15 protein-coding genes are annotated in these 17938 nt (G+C 62.7%); 8 read left to right on the top strand and 7 right to left on the bottom strand.

From position 1 onward, the window contains the following. Positions 1-222 precede the first annotated feature (222 nt). Positions 223-1746: an MFS transporter gene (locus tag D9V28_RS06240; protein WP_121658771.1), complete on the top strand. Its 1524-nt coding sequence runs from the start codon at positions 223-225 to the stop codon at positions 1744-1746. A 184-nt stretch (positions 1747-1930) separates the two neighbouring features. Next, a complete protein-coding gene (locus D9V28_RS06235; protein WP_121658770.1) occupies positions 1931-3472 on the top strand; it encodes an arylsulfatase in 1542 nt (513 codons plus the stop codon). Between the two features lie 79 nt (positions 3473-3551). Here the strand turns inward: D9V28_RS06235 and D9V28_RS06230 are convergent, their stop codons facing one another. The 4 genes from D9V28_RS06230 to gad form a co-directional block, all read right to left on the bottom strand. Continuing rightward, positions 3552-4199 carry a hypothetical protein gene (locus D9V28_RS06230; RefSeq protein WP_121658769.1) on the bottom strand — a complete coding sequence of 216 codons (648 nt, stop codon included), beginning with the start codon at positions 4197-4199 and terminating at the stop codon, positions 3552-3554. Next, on the bottom strand, positions 4183-5007 hold the full coding sequence (locus tag D9V28_RS06225; protein WP_121658768.1) for a bestrophin-like domain: 825 nt from the start codon (positions 5005-5007) through the stop codon (positions 4183-4185). Before D9V28_RS06225 ends, D9V28_RS06230 begins: the two co-directional genes overlap by 17 nt. A gap of 167 nt (positions 5008-5174) precedes the next feature. Beyond that, positions 5175-5828, bottom strand: coding sequence for a YrhK family protein (locus D9V28_RS06220; RefSeq protein ID WP_121658767.1), 654 nt, complete (start codon positions 5826-5828; stop codon positions 5175-5177). A 256-nt stretch (positions 5829-6084) separates the two neighbouring features. Continuing rightward, complete coding sequence (gene gad, locus D9V28_RS06215; protein WP_121658766.1) at positions 6085-7497, bottom strand: glutamate decarboxylase; 1413 nt, start codon at positions 7495-7497, stop codon at positions 6085-6087. Positions 7498-8046: 549 nt separating this feature from the next. Here gad and D9V28_RS06210 point away from each other — a divergent pair. The 5 genes from D9V28_RS06210 to D9V28_RS06190 all read left to right on the top strand — a co-directional run bounded on the left by D9V28_RS06210 (position 8047) and on the right by D9V28_RS06190 (position 14042). Continuing rightward, positions 8047-9363 (top strand): extracellular solute-binding protein, encoded by a 1317-nt coding sequence (locus D9V28_RS06210; RefSeq protein WP_121658765.1) that lies wholly within the window; start codon positions 8047-8049, stop codon positions 9361-9363. 122 nt (positions 9364-9485) lie between these two features. Then, positions 9486-10346, top strand: coding sequence for a carbohydrate ABC transporter permease (locus D9V28_RS06205; protein ID WP_220700454.1), 861 nt, complete (start codon positions 9486-9488; stop codon positions 10344-10346). Then, the gene (locus D9V28_RS06200) at positions 10343-11185 is read left to right on the top strand and encodes a carbohydrate ABC transporter permease (RefSeq protein ID WP_220700453.1); all 843 of its coding nucleotides are present in this window, start codon (positions 10343-10345) and stop codon (positions 11183-11185) included. The genes D9V28_RS06205 and D9V28_RS06200 overlap by 4 nt, the downstream gene beginning before the upstream one ends. Further along, positions 11185-12828 (top strand): beta-N-acetylhexosaminidase, encoded by a 1644-nt coding sequence (locus tag D9V28_RS06195; RefSeq protein ID WP_121658762.1) that lies wholly within the window; start codon positions 11185-11187, stop codon positions 12826-12828. The genes D9V28_RS06200 and D9V28_RS06195 overlap by 1 nt, the downstream gene beginning before the upstream one ends. After that, positions 12825-14042 carry an ROK family transcriptional regulator gene (locus tag D9V28_RS06190; protein WP_121658761.1) on the top strand — a complete coding sequence of 406 codons (1218 nt, stop codon included), beginning with the start codon at positions 12825-12827 and terminating at the stop codon, positions 14040-14042. Before D9V28_RS06195 ends, D9V28_RS06190 begins: the two co-directional genes overlap by 4 nt. A gap of 16 nt (positions 14043-14058) precedes the next feature. On the opposite strand, the gene cls is transcribed toward D9V28_RS06190, so the two are convergent. The 3 genes from cls to D9V28_RS06175 all read right to left on the bottom strand — a co-directional run bounded on the left by cls (position 14059) and on the right by D9V28_RS06175 (position 17246). After that, on the bottom strand, positions 14059-15531 hold the full coding sequence (cls, locus tag D9V28_RS06185) for a cardiolipin synthase (protein ID WP_121658760.1): 1473 nt from the start codon (positions 15529-15531) through the stop codon (positions 14059-14061). 17 nt (positions 15532-15548) lie between these two features. Further along, on the bottom strand, positions 15549-15968 hold the full coding sequence (locus D9V28_RS06180) for a DUF7144 family membrane protein (protein WP_229727737.1): 420 nt from the start codon (positions 15966-15968) through the stop codon (positions 15549-15551). 156 nt (positions 15969-16124) lie between these two features. Continuing rightward, the gene (locus tag D9V28_RS06175) at positions 16125-17246 is read right to left on the bottom strand and encodes a hypothetical protein (RefSeq protein WP_147440922.1); all 1122 of its coding nucleotides are present in this window, start codon (positions 17244-17246) and stop codon (positions 16125-16127) included. 363 nt (positions 17247-17609) lie between these two features. Here D9V28_RS06175 and D9V28_RS06170 point away from each other — a divergent pair, with 363 nt between their 5' ends. Continuing rightward, positions 17610-17924, top strand: coding sequence for a hypothetical protein (locus tag D9V28_RS06170; RefSeq protein ID WP_147440921.1), 315 nt, complete (start codon positions 17610-17612; stop codon positions 17922-17924). Positions 17925-17938 lie beyond the last annotated feature (14 nt).

Here is a 17938-nt window from a genome sequence, read left to right as displayed (position 1 = left end):
TCCTCCACCCGGAGCTCGAGCCGCGTCGTCGTCGACGACACGGATCGGCGAATCATCCTCGACCTTCGCGGCCCTTTCGCGGGTTGCGAGCGTGCGCCTTCGCCCATCGAAGGCGGTCCACGAAGCCGCGACCGTACAGCATCCGCTCTCTGCATTTGATTGAAAACGCACCCGGACCGTCGCGCTGGCGGTCGCTGATCGTGAATCACGAAAGAGGTTCTCATGAGTACAGAGACCGTCGCCCGAACGCGCGGCGTTCTGATCGCCACCTGTCTCTCGACTCTCGTGGTGAACGCGAACACGTCGGCGGTGAGCATCCTGCTGCCTGCGATCAGTGAGGATACCGGGATGTCGGTGACCGATCTTCAGTGGGCTGTCACCGGGTATTCGTTGGTTGGTGCGGCTGTCATCATTACCTCCGGATCTCTGGGCGATGTGTTCGGTCGTCGGCGGATATTCCAACTGGGCCTGCTGCTCTTCGTCGCCTCCTGCGTGTTTATCGCTCTGGGGACGACCGGTGGCATGGTGATCGCTGGTCGGATGATTCAGGGGGCTGCCGGTGCGACGATCCTGGCCTGCGGGCTGAGCCTCTTGACCGTGGCCAATAAGGGGCAACAGGCGCAATTGCGTGCGGTGTCGCTCTGGGGAGCTGCGGCGGCGGTCGGTGCGGCTGCCGGGCCGCTGGTTGGCGGGCTGCTTGTGGGCACAACCGGCTGGCAGGGGCTCTTCTGGGTTGACGCAGTGGTTGGTGTCGTCTGCATCGTGATCACCGCGATGTCGGTTGCCGAGTCGCGTGACCCCAACCGATCGCACTCCATCGACTTCGCAGGCACGATCCTCGTCGCGTTGACGCTTGGTCCGATCATCCTTGCGATGAGCAAGGGCGCCGAGTGGGGGTGGACCTCGCTGGCGACGCTGGGTTCGCTGGCATTCGGGGTGGTGGCTGGCATTGCGTTCGTGGCCGTTGAACGCCGCGTGAAGGTGCCGTTGCTTGATCTCGCTCTGCTTCGCAACCGGGTGCTGGTGGGATCGACCGTGGCGATCCTGATCGGTGCGGGCACCATCAACGCGCTGATGTACCTGCTGAGTTTGTACTTCCAGGATCCGGCGAGCCTTGGCTTCGACTCGTTCCAGGCCGGACTGGCGACTCTTCCGGCCACGGTCGGGCTGGTCATCGTCGCACCTCTCGTTCCTCGGCTGGCTGCCCGGTTCGGTGGTCGACAGGTGGTCGGTGCTGGCTTTGCCATTACGGCTGTCGGGTTCGCGATCATCGGCTTCACGCAGACGAACTGGAGCTATGCCATCTTTGTCCTGCCGCTGATCGCCGTTGCCGTTGGCATGGGGCTTTCCAACGGGCCGGCATCGTCGGCGGCAACGGCGTCGGTTCCGGCCAATCAGGTGGGGGAGGCTTCCGGTGTGTCCAACATGGCTCGTTACGTGGGAGCGGCGGTGGCAACGGCGCTCGCCGCGTCGATCTATGGTTCTGTGATCGCGTCGAAGACGGCGGCCGGTGCCGAGACGGCGGAGGCGCTCGCCGATGGTCTGTCCCGAGCATCATGGGTGATGGCGATCTTCAGCCTCGCGGGCGTGTTGATGGCTGTTGTCATGGGTCGTCACCGCGCGGCCGTGGGAACTCTCTACGACGCAGCGTCAGCCGCGGCATCCGTCAGTCATACACTGCCGACGTCCGCCACGCCGTCCCAGGATGGGAAGCACGCGGGTCCCGTCGAAGCGGGATCGCCATAGAGCCAGCGACCCGGTTTGGCGCTCACCCTCCCGGCTGGTCTTGGCTCTGGAACCGTGTTCAATCAGCCGTTCTTGCCTACGTTCACCCGATGCGGGTGATACACAACGCCAAGTCCGGTGACAGGGTCGAGTATTCAGGTCGCGCCGGTGAAGGCGTCGACGTTTCAAGTCGGAGGAGCGCACGATGCCCAACGGGAAGCCGAACATTCTGGTCATCTGGGGAGATGACATCGGAATCACAAATCTGAGTTGCTACAGCGACGGGCTGATGGGGTATCGGACGCCGAACATCGACCGCATTGCTGAGGAAGGAATGCGGTTCACCGATTCGTACGGCGAGCAAAGCTGCACCGCTGGGCGGAGTTCGTTCATCACCGGGCAGAGCGTATTCAGGACCGGGTTGAGCAAAGTTGGCATGCCCGGGGCCGACGTCGGCCTTCAGCCCGAGGACCCGACAATTGCTGAAGTGCTGAAACCGCTCGGATACGCAACCGGACAGTTCGGCAAAAACCACCTCGGTGACAAGAACGAATATCTTCCCACCGTGCATGGGTTCGACGAGTTCTACGGCAATCTGTACCACCTGAATGCGGAGGAGGAGCCGGAGGCGGTGAATTGGCCCTCCGAGAGGGATTTCCCTGACTTCAACGCGCACGCTCGTCCGCGCGGGGTCATCCGCTCGTGGGCGACCGACGAGGATGACGACACGGAGGACGGACGATACGGCCGCCGGGGCAAGCAACGAATCGAGGACACCGGCGCGCTGACCAAGAAGCGGATGGAGACGATCGACGAGGAGTTCGCGGCGGCCGCTCAAGACTTCATCAGTCGTCAGGTCAGCTCGGACACGCCGTTCTTCGTGTGGATGAACACCACACACATGCATTTCAGGACACATCCCAAGCCCGAGAGTGTTGGTCAAGCCGGTCGGTGGCAGTCCGAGTATCACGACACGATGATCGATCACGACGCGCTCGTTGGGGATCTCCTTGATCAACTGGACGAGCTTGGCATCGCGGACGACACCATTGTGATCTACTCCACCGACAATGGGCCGCATATGAATAGCTGGCCCGATGCAGGAATGACTCCGTTTCGCAGCGAAAAGAACACAAACTGGGAGGGCGCCTTCCGTGTCCCGGAAATGGTGCGATGGCCAGGTCACATCCCCGCCGGAACAGTGTCAAACGAGATCGTGCAGCACCACGACTGGTTGCCCACGTTCCTCGCCGCGGCAGGGGACACAACTACTGTCGAGGAGCTGAAGGCGGGTAAAGCCATCGGCGACGCCACTTTCAAGGTCCACATCGACGGTTACAACTTGTTGCCCTATCTGACCGGGGAAGAGGAAGAGAGCCCTCGGAAAGGTCTTGTGTACTTCTCGGACGACGGCGACGTTCTTGCACTTCGCTTTGACAATTGGAAGGTCGTCTTTATGGAGCAACGCACGGCGGGGACACTTGCGGTATGGGCGGACCCATTTGTCACCTTGCGGGTGCCGAAGCTCTACAACCTGCGTACCGACCCGTTCGAGCGCGCAGACGTAACCTCGAACACGTACTACAACTGGATCCTCGAGAATGCCTATCTGATTCTCGCTTCCCAAGCTCTCATATCTCGGTTCCTGACAACGTTCGAGGAGTTTCCTCCCCGGCAGAAAGCCGCGACATTCGGCATTGATCAAGCGGTCGCGAAGCTCGAAGCGTTCATCGCTGGCGGGGACTGACCCGTCGGAGGCAAACGCAGTCGACCGTGCCGAAGTTCGCCAGACCGGTGGCGGCGAGTTCAGCGCGGTTCCCGGGGCATCACAGGCCGATGCTCACGGGGAAGGTGGCAACCCAGATCAGCGCGCCCACGAGCACCGCGAGACCGGAGAGGAGCATGACGGCGCGAAGTCGCCGGCTGCTGAACTTGGTGCTGATACCGGCGAAGAACAGAACTACGGCGTACAGGACGACTGAGAGTACGTAGTTGCTTGCCCGTTGGATGTCACGACGAACTTCAGCCGCGGATTCCTCCGCTTTGTCGTCGAGCCGAGCTGCCTCATTCTTCGATTCGACCTGATACTCCGCCATGGTGAACGGAGTCTCCGGCGCTTTCGGGTCCGTGAACGGCTCCGTCGCGATCCACGCATTGAATGCCACCGTGAACTCGGGACGAAATCGCTCGGTGTAGAAGGTGGCGAGCGAGGCGTCGCCGCTCTGATCTGCGTCAGCCCACGCGATGAAAGTAGCCACGTCCACCTCAGTCTGAGCTTCAGCAAGGCTCGACGAGCGAGCGGCGTCGATTCGGATGGCATTCGTGCGGCTTGTCGCCTGCGCCTGCTCGCCGTGCCATCGAGTCGCCTGGTAGCTACTCCACGATGTGGCAACGGCTGCGACCACGAGGAGCACGGTGACAAGCAGTTCGAGGCGGTCCTGGCTGGCAGCCCCTTGATCAGCGCGCGATGCCATTGCTGTCACATGGTGGGTTCAGGTTCAGCCCGACAAAGTCGAGCTCGGCGTCGATGATCCGGGTTGCGCGCTCCATCGCTGTCGGACGGAGCTGTCCGACACCCGGGCCGTGCGGATTATTGAAGAAGACAAGAAGTACCAGAAGGGTGCTGATGGTCAGAGTGACGCTCCCCATCAGCATGCCTTGGGTTGCCGGTCCCTCGTCCGGATCGGCGAAGAACAACATATAGACAAGGATTGCGGCAAAGATTGTGAAAAGAGCGATCCACAGAGGTAAAGGGATGAGTCCTCCAGCCGCGTGTATTCGATCGAGTCGCGCCTGTTCTCGTTCTCCCGTCTGATCCATCCATCGGTCGTAAGCTGACTGCTCGACGGGGGTTTCCGGATCAACCGCCTTGATAGTGAGGTACATCTGCCCGCCCCAGGGGTTAATGGACTCACTCAATTGCCCCCGCTCCAAGGCATCCCATTGAGGGCCGATCACCGAACGCGCGTAACAGACGAGTTGACCGGTCAGATCCTCAGCAGCGTCCGCTGGTAAGAATTGGGCGGTCTGGACCTGCTGAGCCACGATCGCGGCCTCCGCCTCTGCTCCCGCCCGCGATTCGTCATAAGACTGAAAGGCGATCACAATTATGAAACCAAGGAGCACAGAAAAGCCGGTGGCCAGCACGCCGAAAACCCCGGATGCCCGGTCGCCATCACTGAAATAGCTGCCAGACGGAGCACGTCTGCGGACGAGCAACATTGCGGTGACGGTGACAGCGGTGATCGCGATCACGACAGCAAAGCCGACGAGAACGTTCACCCACTCCTCCTTAAACTGCGAAGACGGTCCGCGCCCATGCCGTTGAACATCGATGGCTATGGCGGCATGTGTTGCGCGTCTTCTCAGGGTGGTCGTAAGCGTGACTTGGAGGGTCCCCCTGCCGGGGTGATCTTGAGGAAGGGGCTTGGCCGCGGAGAGGGCGTTGATCAGTTCATGTTCGAAGCCACTTTCGGCGCGCGCTCCGAGCCAGCAGATTCGGCTGGTAACAGCGCAGCGCCGACGAAAAAGCACACAGCACCGACGAACGTGCCGGCGTTGACCAGTGCAATGTTCGCGGGCTCCGACGTCGTGGGCAGATAGCGCGCACCAATGGCCGCCAGCCCAAACGCTACCGATCCGACGAGGTTGAGTAGTGCGATATGCCACCCGAGATCGCGCCGGGGGTGCCTCCAGATTCGCGGAGAGACCTCAACGTACGCGAGCACGCTGGCGATGAGGAAGCACGCTGATCCCCAGAAGTCGGGCGCCCAAATGAGTTTCCGCTCCTGATCAACCGCAAGGTCCTGCCGGGTTGCCGCGAACGTGCTGATGTTGAAGAGGATCGTTCCGGCAAGCTGAATCGCCGTAGCCCACCAGCCGAGGCTGCGCGTTCGCCACCCGACGAGGTAGCGCAAACCTTGTTTGCGTGAACCTGCCGGGTCGATCGTCTCCGGCGCAGCAAGGCACTCCCGGAACTGCAGGTAGCTCGCGACCGTGAAGAAAATCGACCCACCGAAGAACACCCACGCGACGAGCGCGGAATCGGCAAGGTTGAAAAATGCCGGAAGCGAGCCGAGCGCGAAACAGAAAGCCCCGACCATGAACAGGCCGCCTATGCACCAACTGGACAGCGTCGCTCCGCGCATTAGGTCCCGAAGGCGGCGAACGGGGCGATTTTCTGTCGCCATCGGCGCGAGCCCTTTGCGGTGACGCCGCGTGCTCCAATCGATCTCCGTCCCATCAGGGCGTCTGACCACTGCACGGGTTGCAAAGAACGGCGGGCCGTCAACCTGACCCAGGTGCCAGCCTGCGGGAACATTGAGACCCAGTGCGCTCGACCGGGAGGGCTTGTGCATCTCAAGCCCGGCGTTGGCCAGTGCGGGCTTTCTGGTGGGCCGCCATCAGAGCGGGGGCCGTCCATAGATCCGGGCTCGTGTGTTTGCGCGTCGCAGGCTTTTCCTCCGACAAGTGAGTACAGGCATCCTCGATATCACGAATCAGCATGTCGACCATTTGTCGGCTGAGGTCGAGGCGCACTACCACTCGCATGAGATGAACGTCCTCCGCGTTCGGCGGGAGGCTGTACGCGGGCACGATCCAGCCGTGCTCGCGGAGCCGGGCCGACAGATCGTAGACCGTGAAGTCAGAATCGTTCCTGAGTCGGAACGTCACCACCGGTTCGCTGAGCCCGGGATTGAGGATTTCGAACCAGCCGCTCGCCTCGAGACGCTCGTTTAGATGGCGCGCGTTGTCCAGCATGTTGGCGACGATCGACTTATAGCCGTTGCGACCGAGGCGGAGGAAGTTGTACAGCTGAGCTTGGATCATTGCCGAGCCACGCGAGAAGTTGAAGGTGAACGTGGGTTGGGCGCCCCCTAGATAGTTGACGCTGAAAACCAGATCTTCGGGGAGCTGGAACCGGTCACGGAACACGAGCCAACCGACGCCCGGGTATACCAGGCCGTACTTGTGCCCGGACGCGTTGATCGACGCGACCTGCTCGAGTCGGAAGTCGAATAAATAGTCGGGGTGAGCGAATGGGGCGATGAAAGCACCGCTCGCGCCATCAACGTGAATCGGGATGTCCCACCCCTTCTCGGCTTTCAGGCGCAGCAATCGCTCATTGATCTCAGGGATCGGGTCTGCCTCGCCGATGTGAGTCGTGCCGAGAACAACGCCCACGGCGATCGTGTTCTCGTCTACCTGCTCTTCGACGTCGTCTGCGCTCATGACGTACCGGTCAGGTCGCATGGGAATTTTGCGCATTTCCACATCGAAGTAGTTGGCGAACTTGTCCCACACAACGTGGGTTTCCGCACCGAACACAACGTTGGGTCGATCCGTTGACAGCCCCTCGGACTGGCGTCGATCACGCCAGCTTCGCTTGTGCGCGAGAAGGCCAAGCATGATGGCTTCGGAAGATCCAATGGTGGCAACACCGACCACCTCAGCAGGGTCAGGGGCGTTGAACAGATCACCCAGCATGTGCACGCACGCTTCCTCGATCAACGAAGCGGCCGGATACTCCTCGTGGTCTATGTGATTCTTGCGCAGCGAGTCGTGGATCAGCTGTTCTGCCTGGGGTTCCATCCATGTCGTGACGAACGATGCAAGGTTGAGCGTCTCGCGTCCGTCGAGCATGAGCCCGGTGTGGATGAGTTCGTAGGCCTCGTCAGGAGGAAGTGAGTTCTCAGGAAAGGTGAACGGGTCGATATGTGTACGGAAGGCTTCGCCCCCGTGTATTGGCTCAAAGGGATCGGCGGTGGACATTCTTGTCCTCACTTTCAGTGGTCATTTGTGCGAGCGGGCGCCACGGTACCAACGCCTCGACCCGGCCACCTCGCCCGAACCGTATGACATGGCCGCTCCGGACAGTCGGGTGAAGTAAGCCGTCTACCTGTGCTGAAATCGCCGCGCCTCGAACTGAGGCACCGAGTCGAAGGCCGGAGTGCGCCGGGTGAATGGCAAGGTGCGGACGCTCTTCACGGTTCGCGCGATGGTCGATGGAGAAACCTGTGCTCGCCAAAAGGGTGCACGTGCCCGGGTAGGGGAGACGGGGAGCGCAGTACGAGTGGGTTGTACTTTTGACCCCATTTCGGGGGCGGCCGCATCAGCGCGCTGCGTCTTTTAGGCCGGCGCAATCGCCGTGATCATCGATATCCCGAAGCGGGTGCGCGGGAGTCTGGACAATCGATTCGATGCCGCGACCTGCATCGAGTTGGAGATTTGCTCTTGTGAAATAATAAATAAGCATGAATTATTAATTAATCCATCGGCATCCAATCGCGATGGTCCACCGAGACTCATAGAGGAGTACAGATGCGAAAGATCAATCGCGTGACCGCATTCGCCCTAGCCGGCGCGGCCACTCTGGCGCTGGCCGGATGCAGCACAGGAGGTGGAGCAAGCTCCAGCCTCCCGGATGGGATCCCGGACAGCGTTGATGCCAAGGGCGAGACCCTCACGGTCTGGGTCATGCAGGACGACTACAGCGAGGCCACGCTCGACGCCATCAACGAAGAGTTCACCGAGCGCACCGGCGCTGAGGTCGACGTGCAGATGCAGCCATGGGACGGCATCAGCACGAAGCTGAGCACCGCACTTGGTACATCCACCCCACCGGATGTCGTTGACATCGGAAACACACAGGTCGCCGGTTACGCCACCAACGGTGCACTGCTCGACGTCACCGACTACCGTGAGGACCTCGCGCAGGGTCAGACCTGGCTCGGCGGCCTCGAGGAGCCCGCGACCGTCGATGGGTCGCTCTACGGCATCCCCGGCTTCGCCGGAAACCGCGCCGTCATCTACAACAAGACCATGTGGGCTGAAGCGGGCGTAACCGAAGCACCCACCACCTGGGACGAACTGACGGCGGCGCTCGACACCGTCGCAGCTGCCAACCCGGCCGAAGACTTCTCGCCGCTGTACCTCCCCGGTCAGCACTGGTACGTCGGCCTTCAGTTCATGTGGGACCACGGCGGAGAGATCGCCACGCAGGAGGACGGCGAGTGGGTCTCGACCGCTGGCTCCGATGCTTCGCTCAAGGGCATCGAAGCCTGGAAAGAATTCCAGAACACGTACTCCGCAGAATCATCGCGCACCGTCTCGGCAGACAAGCCTGAGCAGGAGCAGATCCTCGCCGATGGCAAGGCCGGCGCAATCATCGCTTCGAACGGTTCGGTCACGGCGACGCTCAACGCCAACCCCGAACTGACCGAGGCGGACCTCGGCACCTTCGCACTGCCCGGTCAGAACGAAGAGACCCAGCCGGTCATGCTCGGCGGATCGGTGTGGGGCATCGCAGCGAAGAGCGCGAACCCCGAGCTCGCGCTGATCTGGACACAGATCGCAGTGAACCCGGACATCCAGACCGAGTACGTCTTCGGTGACCAGGGCCTGATGCCGAACAGCGAGGAGAGCATCGAAGCTGTCGAAGGCGACCTCAGCGAGGTCAAGGCTGGGTTCTTCCAGGCGGCACTCAACTCACGTGCGACCCCCGCGGCGCCGGGCTGGACCGAGGTCGAGGGCGCAAACCTGCTTCAGAACCTGTTCTCGACAGTGGCCTCCGGCGCGGCAACGCCGGAGGAGGCTGCGGCCGCCTACGACGCCAAGGCCGGCGAAGCCCTGAAGTGATCTGACGGATGGGCGCCCGAACCGGGCGCCCATCCTGTCGTCCGACCCGGAGATACACCGTGAACCGAAAACCTCAATCCGCGCGCGCCTTTGCAGAGCGTCGACTTCCACCCTTTCTGCTTATGGCACCCGCCGGCATCGTTCTCGCCGCGGTGACGCTCATTCCGCTCCTGGTGATGGTCTACATGGCGTTCACCGACTACAACCAGCGCTCGCTCTTCACCGGTGAGTACTCCTTCGTTGGATTCGCCCAGTTCACCGGCATCCTCACCGATCCCGAGTTCTGGGCATCGTTTGTCCGCACGATCGTCTTCACCGCTGCTCTCGTTATCGGCAGCGTGGTGATCGGCGTTGGCATGTCCCACCTCATGACCCGGCTGAGCACCACCATGCGCACCGTCACCACGATCGTGCTCGTGTTCGCCTGGGCGATGCCGAACGTAGCGGCCTCGCTCGTCTGGAACTGGATGTTCCAGCCCGGCTACGGCGTGATGAACTGGATTCTCACGCAACTGCGCATCTTCGGTGACATGACCAACACCGACTGGGGCGCTGACACCGGACTCGCATTCATTGCCATCTGGCTGCTCGTGGTCTGGCAGGCCGTTCCTTTCATCGCGTTGACGATTTACGCCGCCGAAACCCAGGTCGGCAGCGAGTACATTGAGGCCGCGCGACTGGACGGCGCGTCCGAAGCGAGCATCTACCGCCTGGTCACGCTCCCGTTCCTTCAGCCGACCATCCTGCTCGTCACGATCCTGTCGGTGATCTGGGACTTCAACGTCTTCAACCAGATCTGGCTTGTCTCCAAAGGCGGGCCGGACGGCTCGACCTCGACGCTCGGCGTCTTCACCTACATCACAGCGTTCGTCGGTCTCGACATCGGAGCCGGAGCGGCCCTCGCGCTGATCACCGCACTGTTGCTCGGCGCCATCACGAGCGTTTACATCCGTAATCTCATCCGATCGGGGGAGGACCTGTGAGCACACGTCGCCGGCTTCATCGACCATCTCCGGTCGCCACAACAATCGCTCTTATCTTCTGCGTGGTGTGGGCCTTCCCGACCTATTGGATGGTGAAATCCGCGTTCACACCGCGCAAGGACGCCCTCACCACAACGCCGTCGTTCCTCCCTCTTAACCCGACCCTGGCGAACTTCGAAACGGCGATCTTCCAGGCCGGCTTCTTCGACAACCTGCGCAGCTCGGTCATCGTCGTAACCGGTGCCGTCGTGTTCGCCGTGCTGCTTGGCCTCTTCGCCGCAGCCGCCCTCTCCAGATTCCGCTTCCGCGGTCGTCGTCAGATCCTCGTTCTGATCCTCCTCATCCAGATGATCCCTGGCGCGGCGACCCTGATCCCGCAGTACCTGGTCTTCAACCAGGCCGGTCTCCTCGGCACGTACACCGGGCTCATCCTCGCCTACATCTCATCGACCCTGCCGTTCTCGATCTGGATGATGCGCAGCTTCTTCCTGGCGCTTCCCGCCGAACTCGAGGAGGCCGCTCAGCTCGACGGCGCAAGCACCTGGCAGGTGCTGACCCGCATCCTGTTCCCCCTGGTTCTCCCCGGCATGATCGCGACCAGCGTGTTCACGTTTATCAATGCCTGGAACGACTACCTCATCGCCTACACCTTCATGAAGGACCAAAGTATGTATACCCTCCCCGTCTGGCTGGCATCGTTCAGCTCCCCACTCACCGGCACCGACGTGAGCGGTCAGATGGCTGCATCCGTGCTGTTCTCCCTGCCGGTTGTTGTGTTCTTCGTGATCCTGCAGCGCAAACTCGTTGTCGGAATGTCCGCAGGGGCGGTGAAGGGCTGATGGGCGCGCACACGCTGATTCCCCGTCCGCGGCTCTTCACGACCGCCGATGGTGAGTTCACCATGCACGGCTCGGTCGCGGTTTCCGCGGTTCCCGACGCTCGGGACGCGGTTGCCCTGTTGACCGAACGGCTGTGGGCCGGTGCACGCATCCGCGTCGACGTCGTTGATCAGACCCCGTCGAAGATTTCTTTCATAACGGATGCCACGGTGGCGGCTGAGACCCACCTGGTCGACGTGACCTCATCGGCTGTCACCATCACGGCGGGCGACGCGGCAGGTTTCCTGCACGGTACGACAACACTCCTGCAACTGATGGGTGACGGCATCTGGCGCTCGGTCAGTGCGATCACCCGCGTGATCACCATCCCGGCCTGCCACATCGAAGACGAACCGGCCTTCGCATGGCGCGGACTCATGATCGACGTCGCACGCCACTTCCTTCCCGTCCGGGAGGTGCTGCGCATTATCGACCTGATGGCCATGCACAAGTACAACCGCCTGCACTTCCACCTCACCGACGACCAGGGCTGGCGCGTCGAGATTCGGGCGTTCCCGAAACTGACCGAGGTCGGCGCGTGGCGCTACCGCACCCAGGTCGGTGCAGCCGACGCCACAGCGCCGGAGATCGACCGTCCCCATGGTGGTTTCTACACACAACAGGACATCGTCGAAATCGTTGCATACGCCGCGTCCCGCGGCATCGTCGTTGTTCCGGAGATCGACCTTCCCGGCCACTCGCAGGCCGCGATCGCCGCGTATCCCGAGCTCGGTGTGCCCGGCCCGGATGGGGAACCGCCTCTCGTCGAGGTGTTCCCGCGGTGGGGGATCAGCCAGTACCCGCTCAACGCCGAGACGTCGACCGTCGATTTCTTCCGGGTCGTGCTCGACGAGGTGCTCGCGCTCTTCCCGTCCGTCGACATCGGACTTGGGGGCGACGAAGTGCCCTCAGGCCCATGGGAAGCCGATGCGCGCTCCCGAGAGCTGACCAGGGAACGCGGCCTGACGCACCCCCGTGAGCTGCAGTTCTGGTTCCTCGACCAGTTGCGCTCGCACATCGAACAGCGCGGGCGTCGCATGATGGCGTGGGACGAAGTGCTCGAGCACGAGGTGACGCCGGACGTCACAGTGCTCGGGTGGCGTGGTGACGCCGGAGTCGGCGAAGCGCTTCGCCGCGGCATCCCCGTCGTCGCATGCCCAGACAACCGCCTGTACTTTGACTATCGGCAGTCAGACGACCCACGTGAGCCGATCCCGGTTGGCGTCGTCGTTGGGCTTCGAGAGGTGTTCGAGTTCAATCCCATCCCGGACTGGGCAACACCTGAGCAGGCCGCGTTCCTTCGGGGAGCGCAGGCGAACCTCTGGGCTGAGCACCTGGAGGACGCACGCTCGCGTGATTACATGCTCTGGCCACGGGCATCGGCGCTGGCCGAGGTGCTGTGGTGCGGGCCAGGCGGCAACTTCGACGAGTTCAAACAACGGCTCGACGTGCATCTCCGGCGACTCGCCGAGCAGGGAGTGGAGTATCGTCGTGCGGCAGGACCGCTACCGTGGCAGGAACGCCCCGGTGTCAGCGGACGCATTCAGGAACAGGATGAGCGCCAGCGGGAGATCGATGATCTGACCTCCGCAATCGTGCGGTGACAACGATCGAGGACGAGAAAGATGTGGGTGGGGACGTGCGGGACGCAAGCGAGCGAACCAACCGGACGACCGGCATCCTGTCGCTGACATCAACGGAGCTGCAGGCTTTGCGCAGGCCGTTTCCGACGCCAGGCGGAGCCGCCATCCAGGCGACTCGACAGCACAACCTCTCGGTCATCCGCCGTCTCCTCTACGAGAACGGACCCCAATCGCGGCCAGAACTTGCGCGCCTCAGCGGACTGTCGTTGCCAACGGTCGGCGCACTCGTCGCCGAGCTTGTTGACGCCGGCACCGTGGAAGACCTCGGGGTAATCGCGGAGGCCCGCGTGGGGAAGCCCGCATCCCGGGTGGCAATCGACACAGCGGGCAATGTGGCAATCGTCCTCGACCTCACACACGACGACCTGTTCATCGGCGCGACGGTCGACCTCGACGGCGCCATCGTGGATCGTGTCGAGGTCGATATCGGTGATGCCGCAGGAGATGACGCACTCGCCCACGCTGTTGATCTCGCGAGCGTCCTGATCGAGCGCACCACCGCGCAGGTGGTGGGGATCGGCGTTGCTTCTCCCGGTCTCGTCGACGAAAACGGCACCGTGCACGTTGCTGATCGACTCCAATGGCGCGACGTTGCCCTTGCCGAGGTTCTGCACAGCAGCACCGGCGTTGCGACGATCGTCGGAAACGACGTCAATCTGCTTGCGCTCGGCCTCAGCCGGTTCCAGACCGACGCGGGGCGAGACGCGATTGTGGTCGCGCTCGACAACGGTGTTGGTGCTGCTGTGCTCGTCGGTGGCGTTCCCGTGCTCGGAGAACAGTTCGCCGCGGGGGAGATCGCCCACCTGACTGTCGACCGGGACGGAGACCCGTGCCGGTGCGGACGGAACGGATGCCTCGACGTGGTGGTCGGTGCCCCTCACCTTTCCCGCCGGGTCGCGGTTTCCGGTCCTGGCGTGCTTGAGCCCGCCGGACGCATGCTCGGCGAGGTGCTCGCCCCCATCGTGCTCATGCTGAACATCAACGTTGTCGTCGTTGTCGGCCCAGCTGACCTCGTCGAGGGAGCGTTCGCGGCCGGGGTCGTCTCCGGGGTGCACTCACGCCTGCGCCCAACCATCGTCGAGGGGCTCGAGATCGAGGTCGGTCGCCACGACCCTGACCTCGTCCTCAGGGGAGCGGCCGCACAGGTGCTCGAAACACAACTCGGGATGCGCTGACGCTTTATTCACGCCGTCAGTTGAGGGCCGAGGTCAATCGCGCGAGACCGTCGAGGAACGTGGCCCTGGCGGGTTCCCTGCGCCACTCCTCAAGGGTCAGCTCGCGCCCCGCCTCCCGGTAGGCGTCCTCGACCCGGTGCATGTCCGCCACGAACGAACCGCCGCGCACGAGGAGCGAGACCTCCATGTTGAGGCTGAACGAGCGGATGTCCATATTGCTTGATCCGATGACCGCAACATCGTCGTCGATCGAGAAGTGTTTCGCGTGCAGGATGTATGGCCCCGGATAGAGGAAGATCCGCACGCCGGCCTCCAACAGCACGCCGTAATACGAACGCTGGGCGTGATACACCAGGCCCTGGTCCCCGATCTCCGACACAAACAACTGCACCTCAAGCCCCCGCTGGCAGGCCGTGGTGATGGCGTAAACCATCGCCTCGTCCGGCACGAAGTACGGACTGGTGAGGATCACCCGCTCCGTGGCGCCGTAGATCAAGGACAGGAAGAGCCGCAGGTTGTTCTCGGTGATATATCCGGGGCCGCTCGGCACGACCTGGCAGACGAGTTTGCCTGAGGACACAGGCACGGCAGCAGGCGGCACGTGATCCTGATCCACGAGATCGCCGGTTTCGATCAGCCAGTCTGAGAGGAAAACCGCATTGACGGATGCCACGACCGGTCCGGTTAAACGCACCATCAGTTCTTGCCACTTCAGGCCACGCTCAATGTTCTTGGGTGAGTTGTACGAACGGTCGATGAGGTTTTGCGAGCCCATGAATGCGACTCGGCCGTCGATGACCACTAGTTTGCGGTGATTGCGGAGGTCCGGGCGCTGGTACTTGCCCTGAGTCGGCATGACCGGCAGCATCCACGCCCACGACACCCCGATGCTGTCCAGCTTGGCGAACGTTTCCGTCGCGTTCGCTACCCGTTTCGATGCGACGTGGTCAGCCAGCAGCCGCACGGTGACTCCACGCGAGACCGCTCGTTCCATCGCGGCGAAGAACGGAGCTGTCGTCTCGTCAAACGACACAATGTAGAACTCGACGTGCACGAACCGGGTAGCGCTCTCGATAGCCGATGCCATTTGCGCGATCGAAGCTTCGTAGTCGGCGATGAGGCTGGCGTCGTTGCCGCTCACGGCTGGAAGCGCGGTGAGGTCCTCGTTCTGCATCACGACCCGTTGGAACCAGCGCGGCCAAAGAGCAACATCCGCTCGCGTGTGCGTGTCGATTTCCGCGACGCGCTCGGCGATCAGGGTGTCGATGCGCGCTTGCTCGTTCCTGCGAGCGGACGGCAGGCGAAAGCTGCCGAGGAGAAGGTAGAACGCGATGCCCACAAACGGGATGAGGAAGATGGCCAGGAGCCAGGCCATCGCCGCTGTGGGCTTGCGCCCGCGTGGAATGACGATCAAAGCGACCACCTTGATGGCGAGGTCGGCCAGCAACGCGATCGCCCAGACCAGATTGGCCACAGAGGTTGAATCCATGAGGCGCTACAGCCGAGTCAGCTGTCGGTTCGAATCTCGTCGCCGTGCACCAGCAGCGCGTAAATCACAAGTACGTCGATGGCGATGACGACAAGCGACCAGAACGGCTGCACGGGGATGAGCAGCAGTTGCGACACAGCGCTCAGAACCACGAATACGACGGCGACCACCCTGGCCCACGTCGCTCCTGAAAAGAGAGCGCTGCCCGATGCGAGCAGCAGCACACCAAGAATGATGTTCCACCAGGCCCATCCCGTTGTGTCGAAGACGAGGAGCTCCCCGTTGATCTCCGCCGAGTATGTGTTCGGGTCGGTCAGGAGCACCAGGCCCTGCGTGAGACTGAACATGCCATTGACGAAGAGGATCGCGGCTGCGAAGAAGACCCAACCCGTCCATCCCATTGGTTTGGACTGGGGTGCCGCTGCGGAGCTGTTCATCGTGCCGACCGCCTTCTCTGTGTGATGTACCGGCGTCCCCGTGGTCGGCGTGAACGACCGAGAGGCTGGTCCTTGTCTAACACTGCGCGGTGAGCGGGTGAGCCACCCGCTGTGGGTGATCTTGCGGTTCGGGTCAGGCGTCGAACGGCGCTGCGTTCAGCGGGAGCCCTTCTGGTCGGCCGGGGACGACGGAGGAACGGGGCGGCCATCCGCAGCTTCCCGTCGTTCCACGACACCGTCGCTGGCGTCGTCAGTCTCGTGCGCCGCGAGTGTGCGCACCAGGACGATCAGCCAGGTGAAGATCAACAACCCCGCGATCAGTTCGACGGCGGTCAGGTTGTAATAGCCGAAGGGGAAGTACAGCAATGCCGCAATGATGATGACCGCGAGGAACGCGTATCCGAGAGAGATGAACTCGACTGTCGCACCCTGAACGAAACGGCGAACGCGAATAACCAGGACGGCGTAGGTGACGACCATTCCTGACGCGGCAATGGTGTGAACGACGAAGAGCTCATCGACAGGGAACAGTCCGACGCACGCGAGCAACACACCAAGCAACGTCAGGCCGCCCTGAAGAAGAGAGAACGAACCGGCGGCGGGCGCTGACCCCTCTGCGGTCGGCGCGTGCACCGGGGGAGTTGCCGAAGGGCGCGTGGCGAAGCTCGCCAGTGCGGTCACCAGTGCTCCGGCGACAAGCAGCGTGATGTTGAACGCCTTGCCTGACGCGTCAGCGCTGGCACCAAGGGCGCTGAGGTTTCGTTGCCACCAGTTGGGGTCGCTCGCGGTCAGCATGCTCGCGAGCATTCCGCCGACGAGGAACACGGCGAGCAGCGTGGCCAGTCGATACGCGTCCATTCGCGTTGCGGAGAGGTAAGAAACGTATGCGGTCGCCGACCCGACAGCGCCGACCATGACGGCCGCTGCGATCGGATACAGGACCGCTCCGAGAAAGCTCTCCTGTAACAGGGTGAACAGGCCGAGCCACAGAAGTAGGGCGACGATCCCGTGCGCCAGGGCCAGGGAGAAAAGATCGATCAGTGAGCGAACCCGTCCGGCGCGGAACAGGGCGGCATCGGGGTGTACCTGTCTGGCCCGAAACGCCGAGAAGGCGAACGTCGCTGCGCCGACGACGGCGCCACCGAGCGCGCCAACTGTTGCGACAGACAGCCGCCCCGCCAGCGGGATATCCTGGCCGCCGAAAATGAGGAGCGCGACCAGAGTGAGCACCACGAATGCCGCCGCACCTGCCAGTAGCGCTTGCGATTCATCAGTCACGGCTCGACCGAGAATGCGGCCTCGGCGCGTGTTCGTTGTCGACATAGTTTCCCCTGTTGTTCCCGCGGTGAGAAGCGGGCCTGGTCGTCATTTTCGCGTTCCGGCTCCGGGCTGTCGTCATCCGTTCCGAGTGAGAGCGGCTCAGCACCGGAGCTCCCTCTGTGACGGCGTGCCGCCACAGACATTTCATGCTCGGTGGGTGATCTGCCGACCAGCCGCGCGGTGCACTGTTGCTCTCATCACTCGACCGGGCCGGAGAGGACCGAAGCAGAAGTCACGGGCGCGATGACAGGCCTGGCACGGAAACCTCGTCCAGCAGCCCCGGGCGAGCTTGGCACTGTGCAACAACGAGAGGTCGACAAGATGAGTGCTCAAGATAGCGTGAGCGTTGGAGCGGTCACGACAGCGACTTTCGGGGCGTTTCGCATCACCACTTCCTCAGGGGCACAGTACCTTCTCGTCAACGAAGCCGAACGCCCGGTGTTGCTCACTCGAACGCCATCCACGAGGGAGGGCGCCGAGGTGCTGCCTCGGGACAACGTCCCTGTGCCGGTTGTCGACTTCGACACGGTGCGAGTGGGGGAGGAAGCGACCTTTCGGATTCAGGCCGAAAAACGCCGGGCCGCACCCATCACCCGAATCACGACGGCTGTGACCGAGCTGGTGCAGCTGCTGTGACGGGCGGGGTGTGG

Source organism: Mycetocola zhadangensis, assembly GCF_003668565.1.
Classification (GTDB): Bacteria; Actinomycetota; Actinomycetes; order Actinomycetales; family Microbacteriaceae; genus Mycetocola_A; species Mycetocola_A zhadangensis.
The sequence above is the reverse complement of the archived record's forward strand: the minus strand, read 5'-3'. Positions and strand labels throughout refer to the sequence as shown.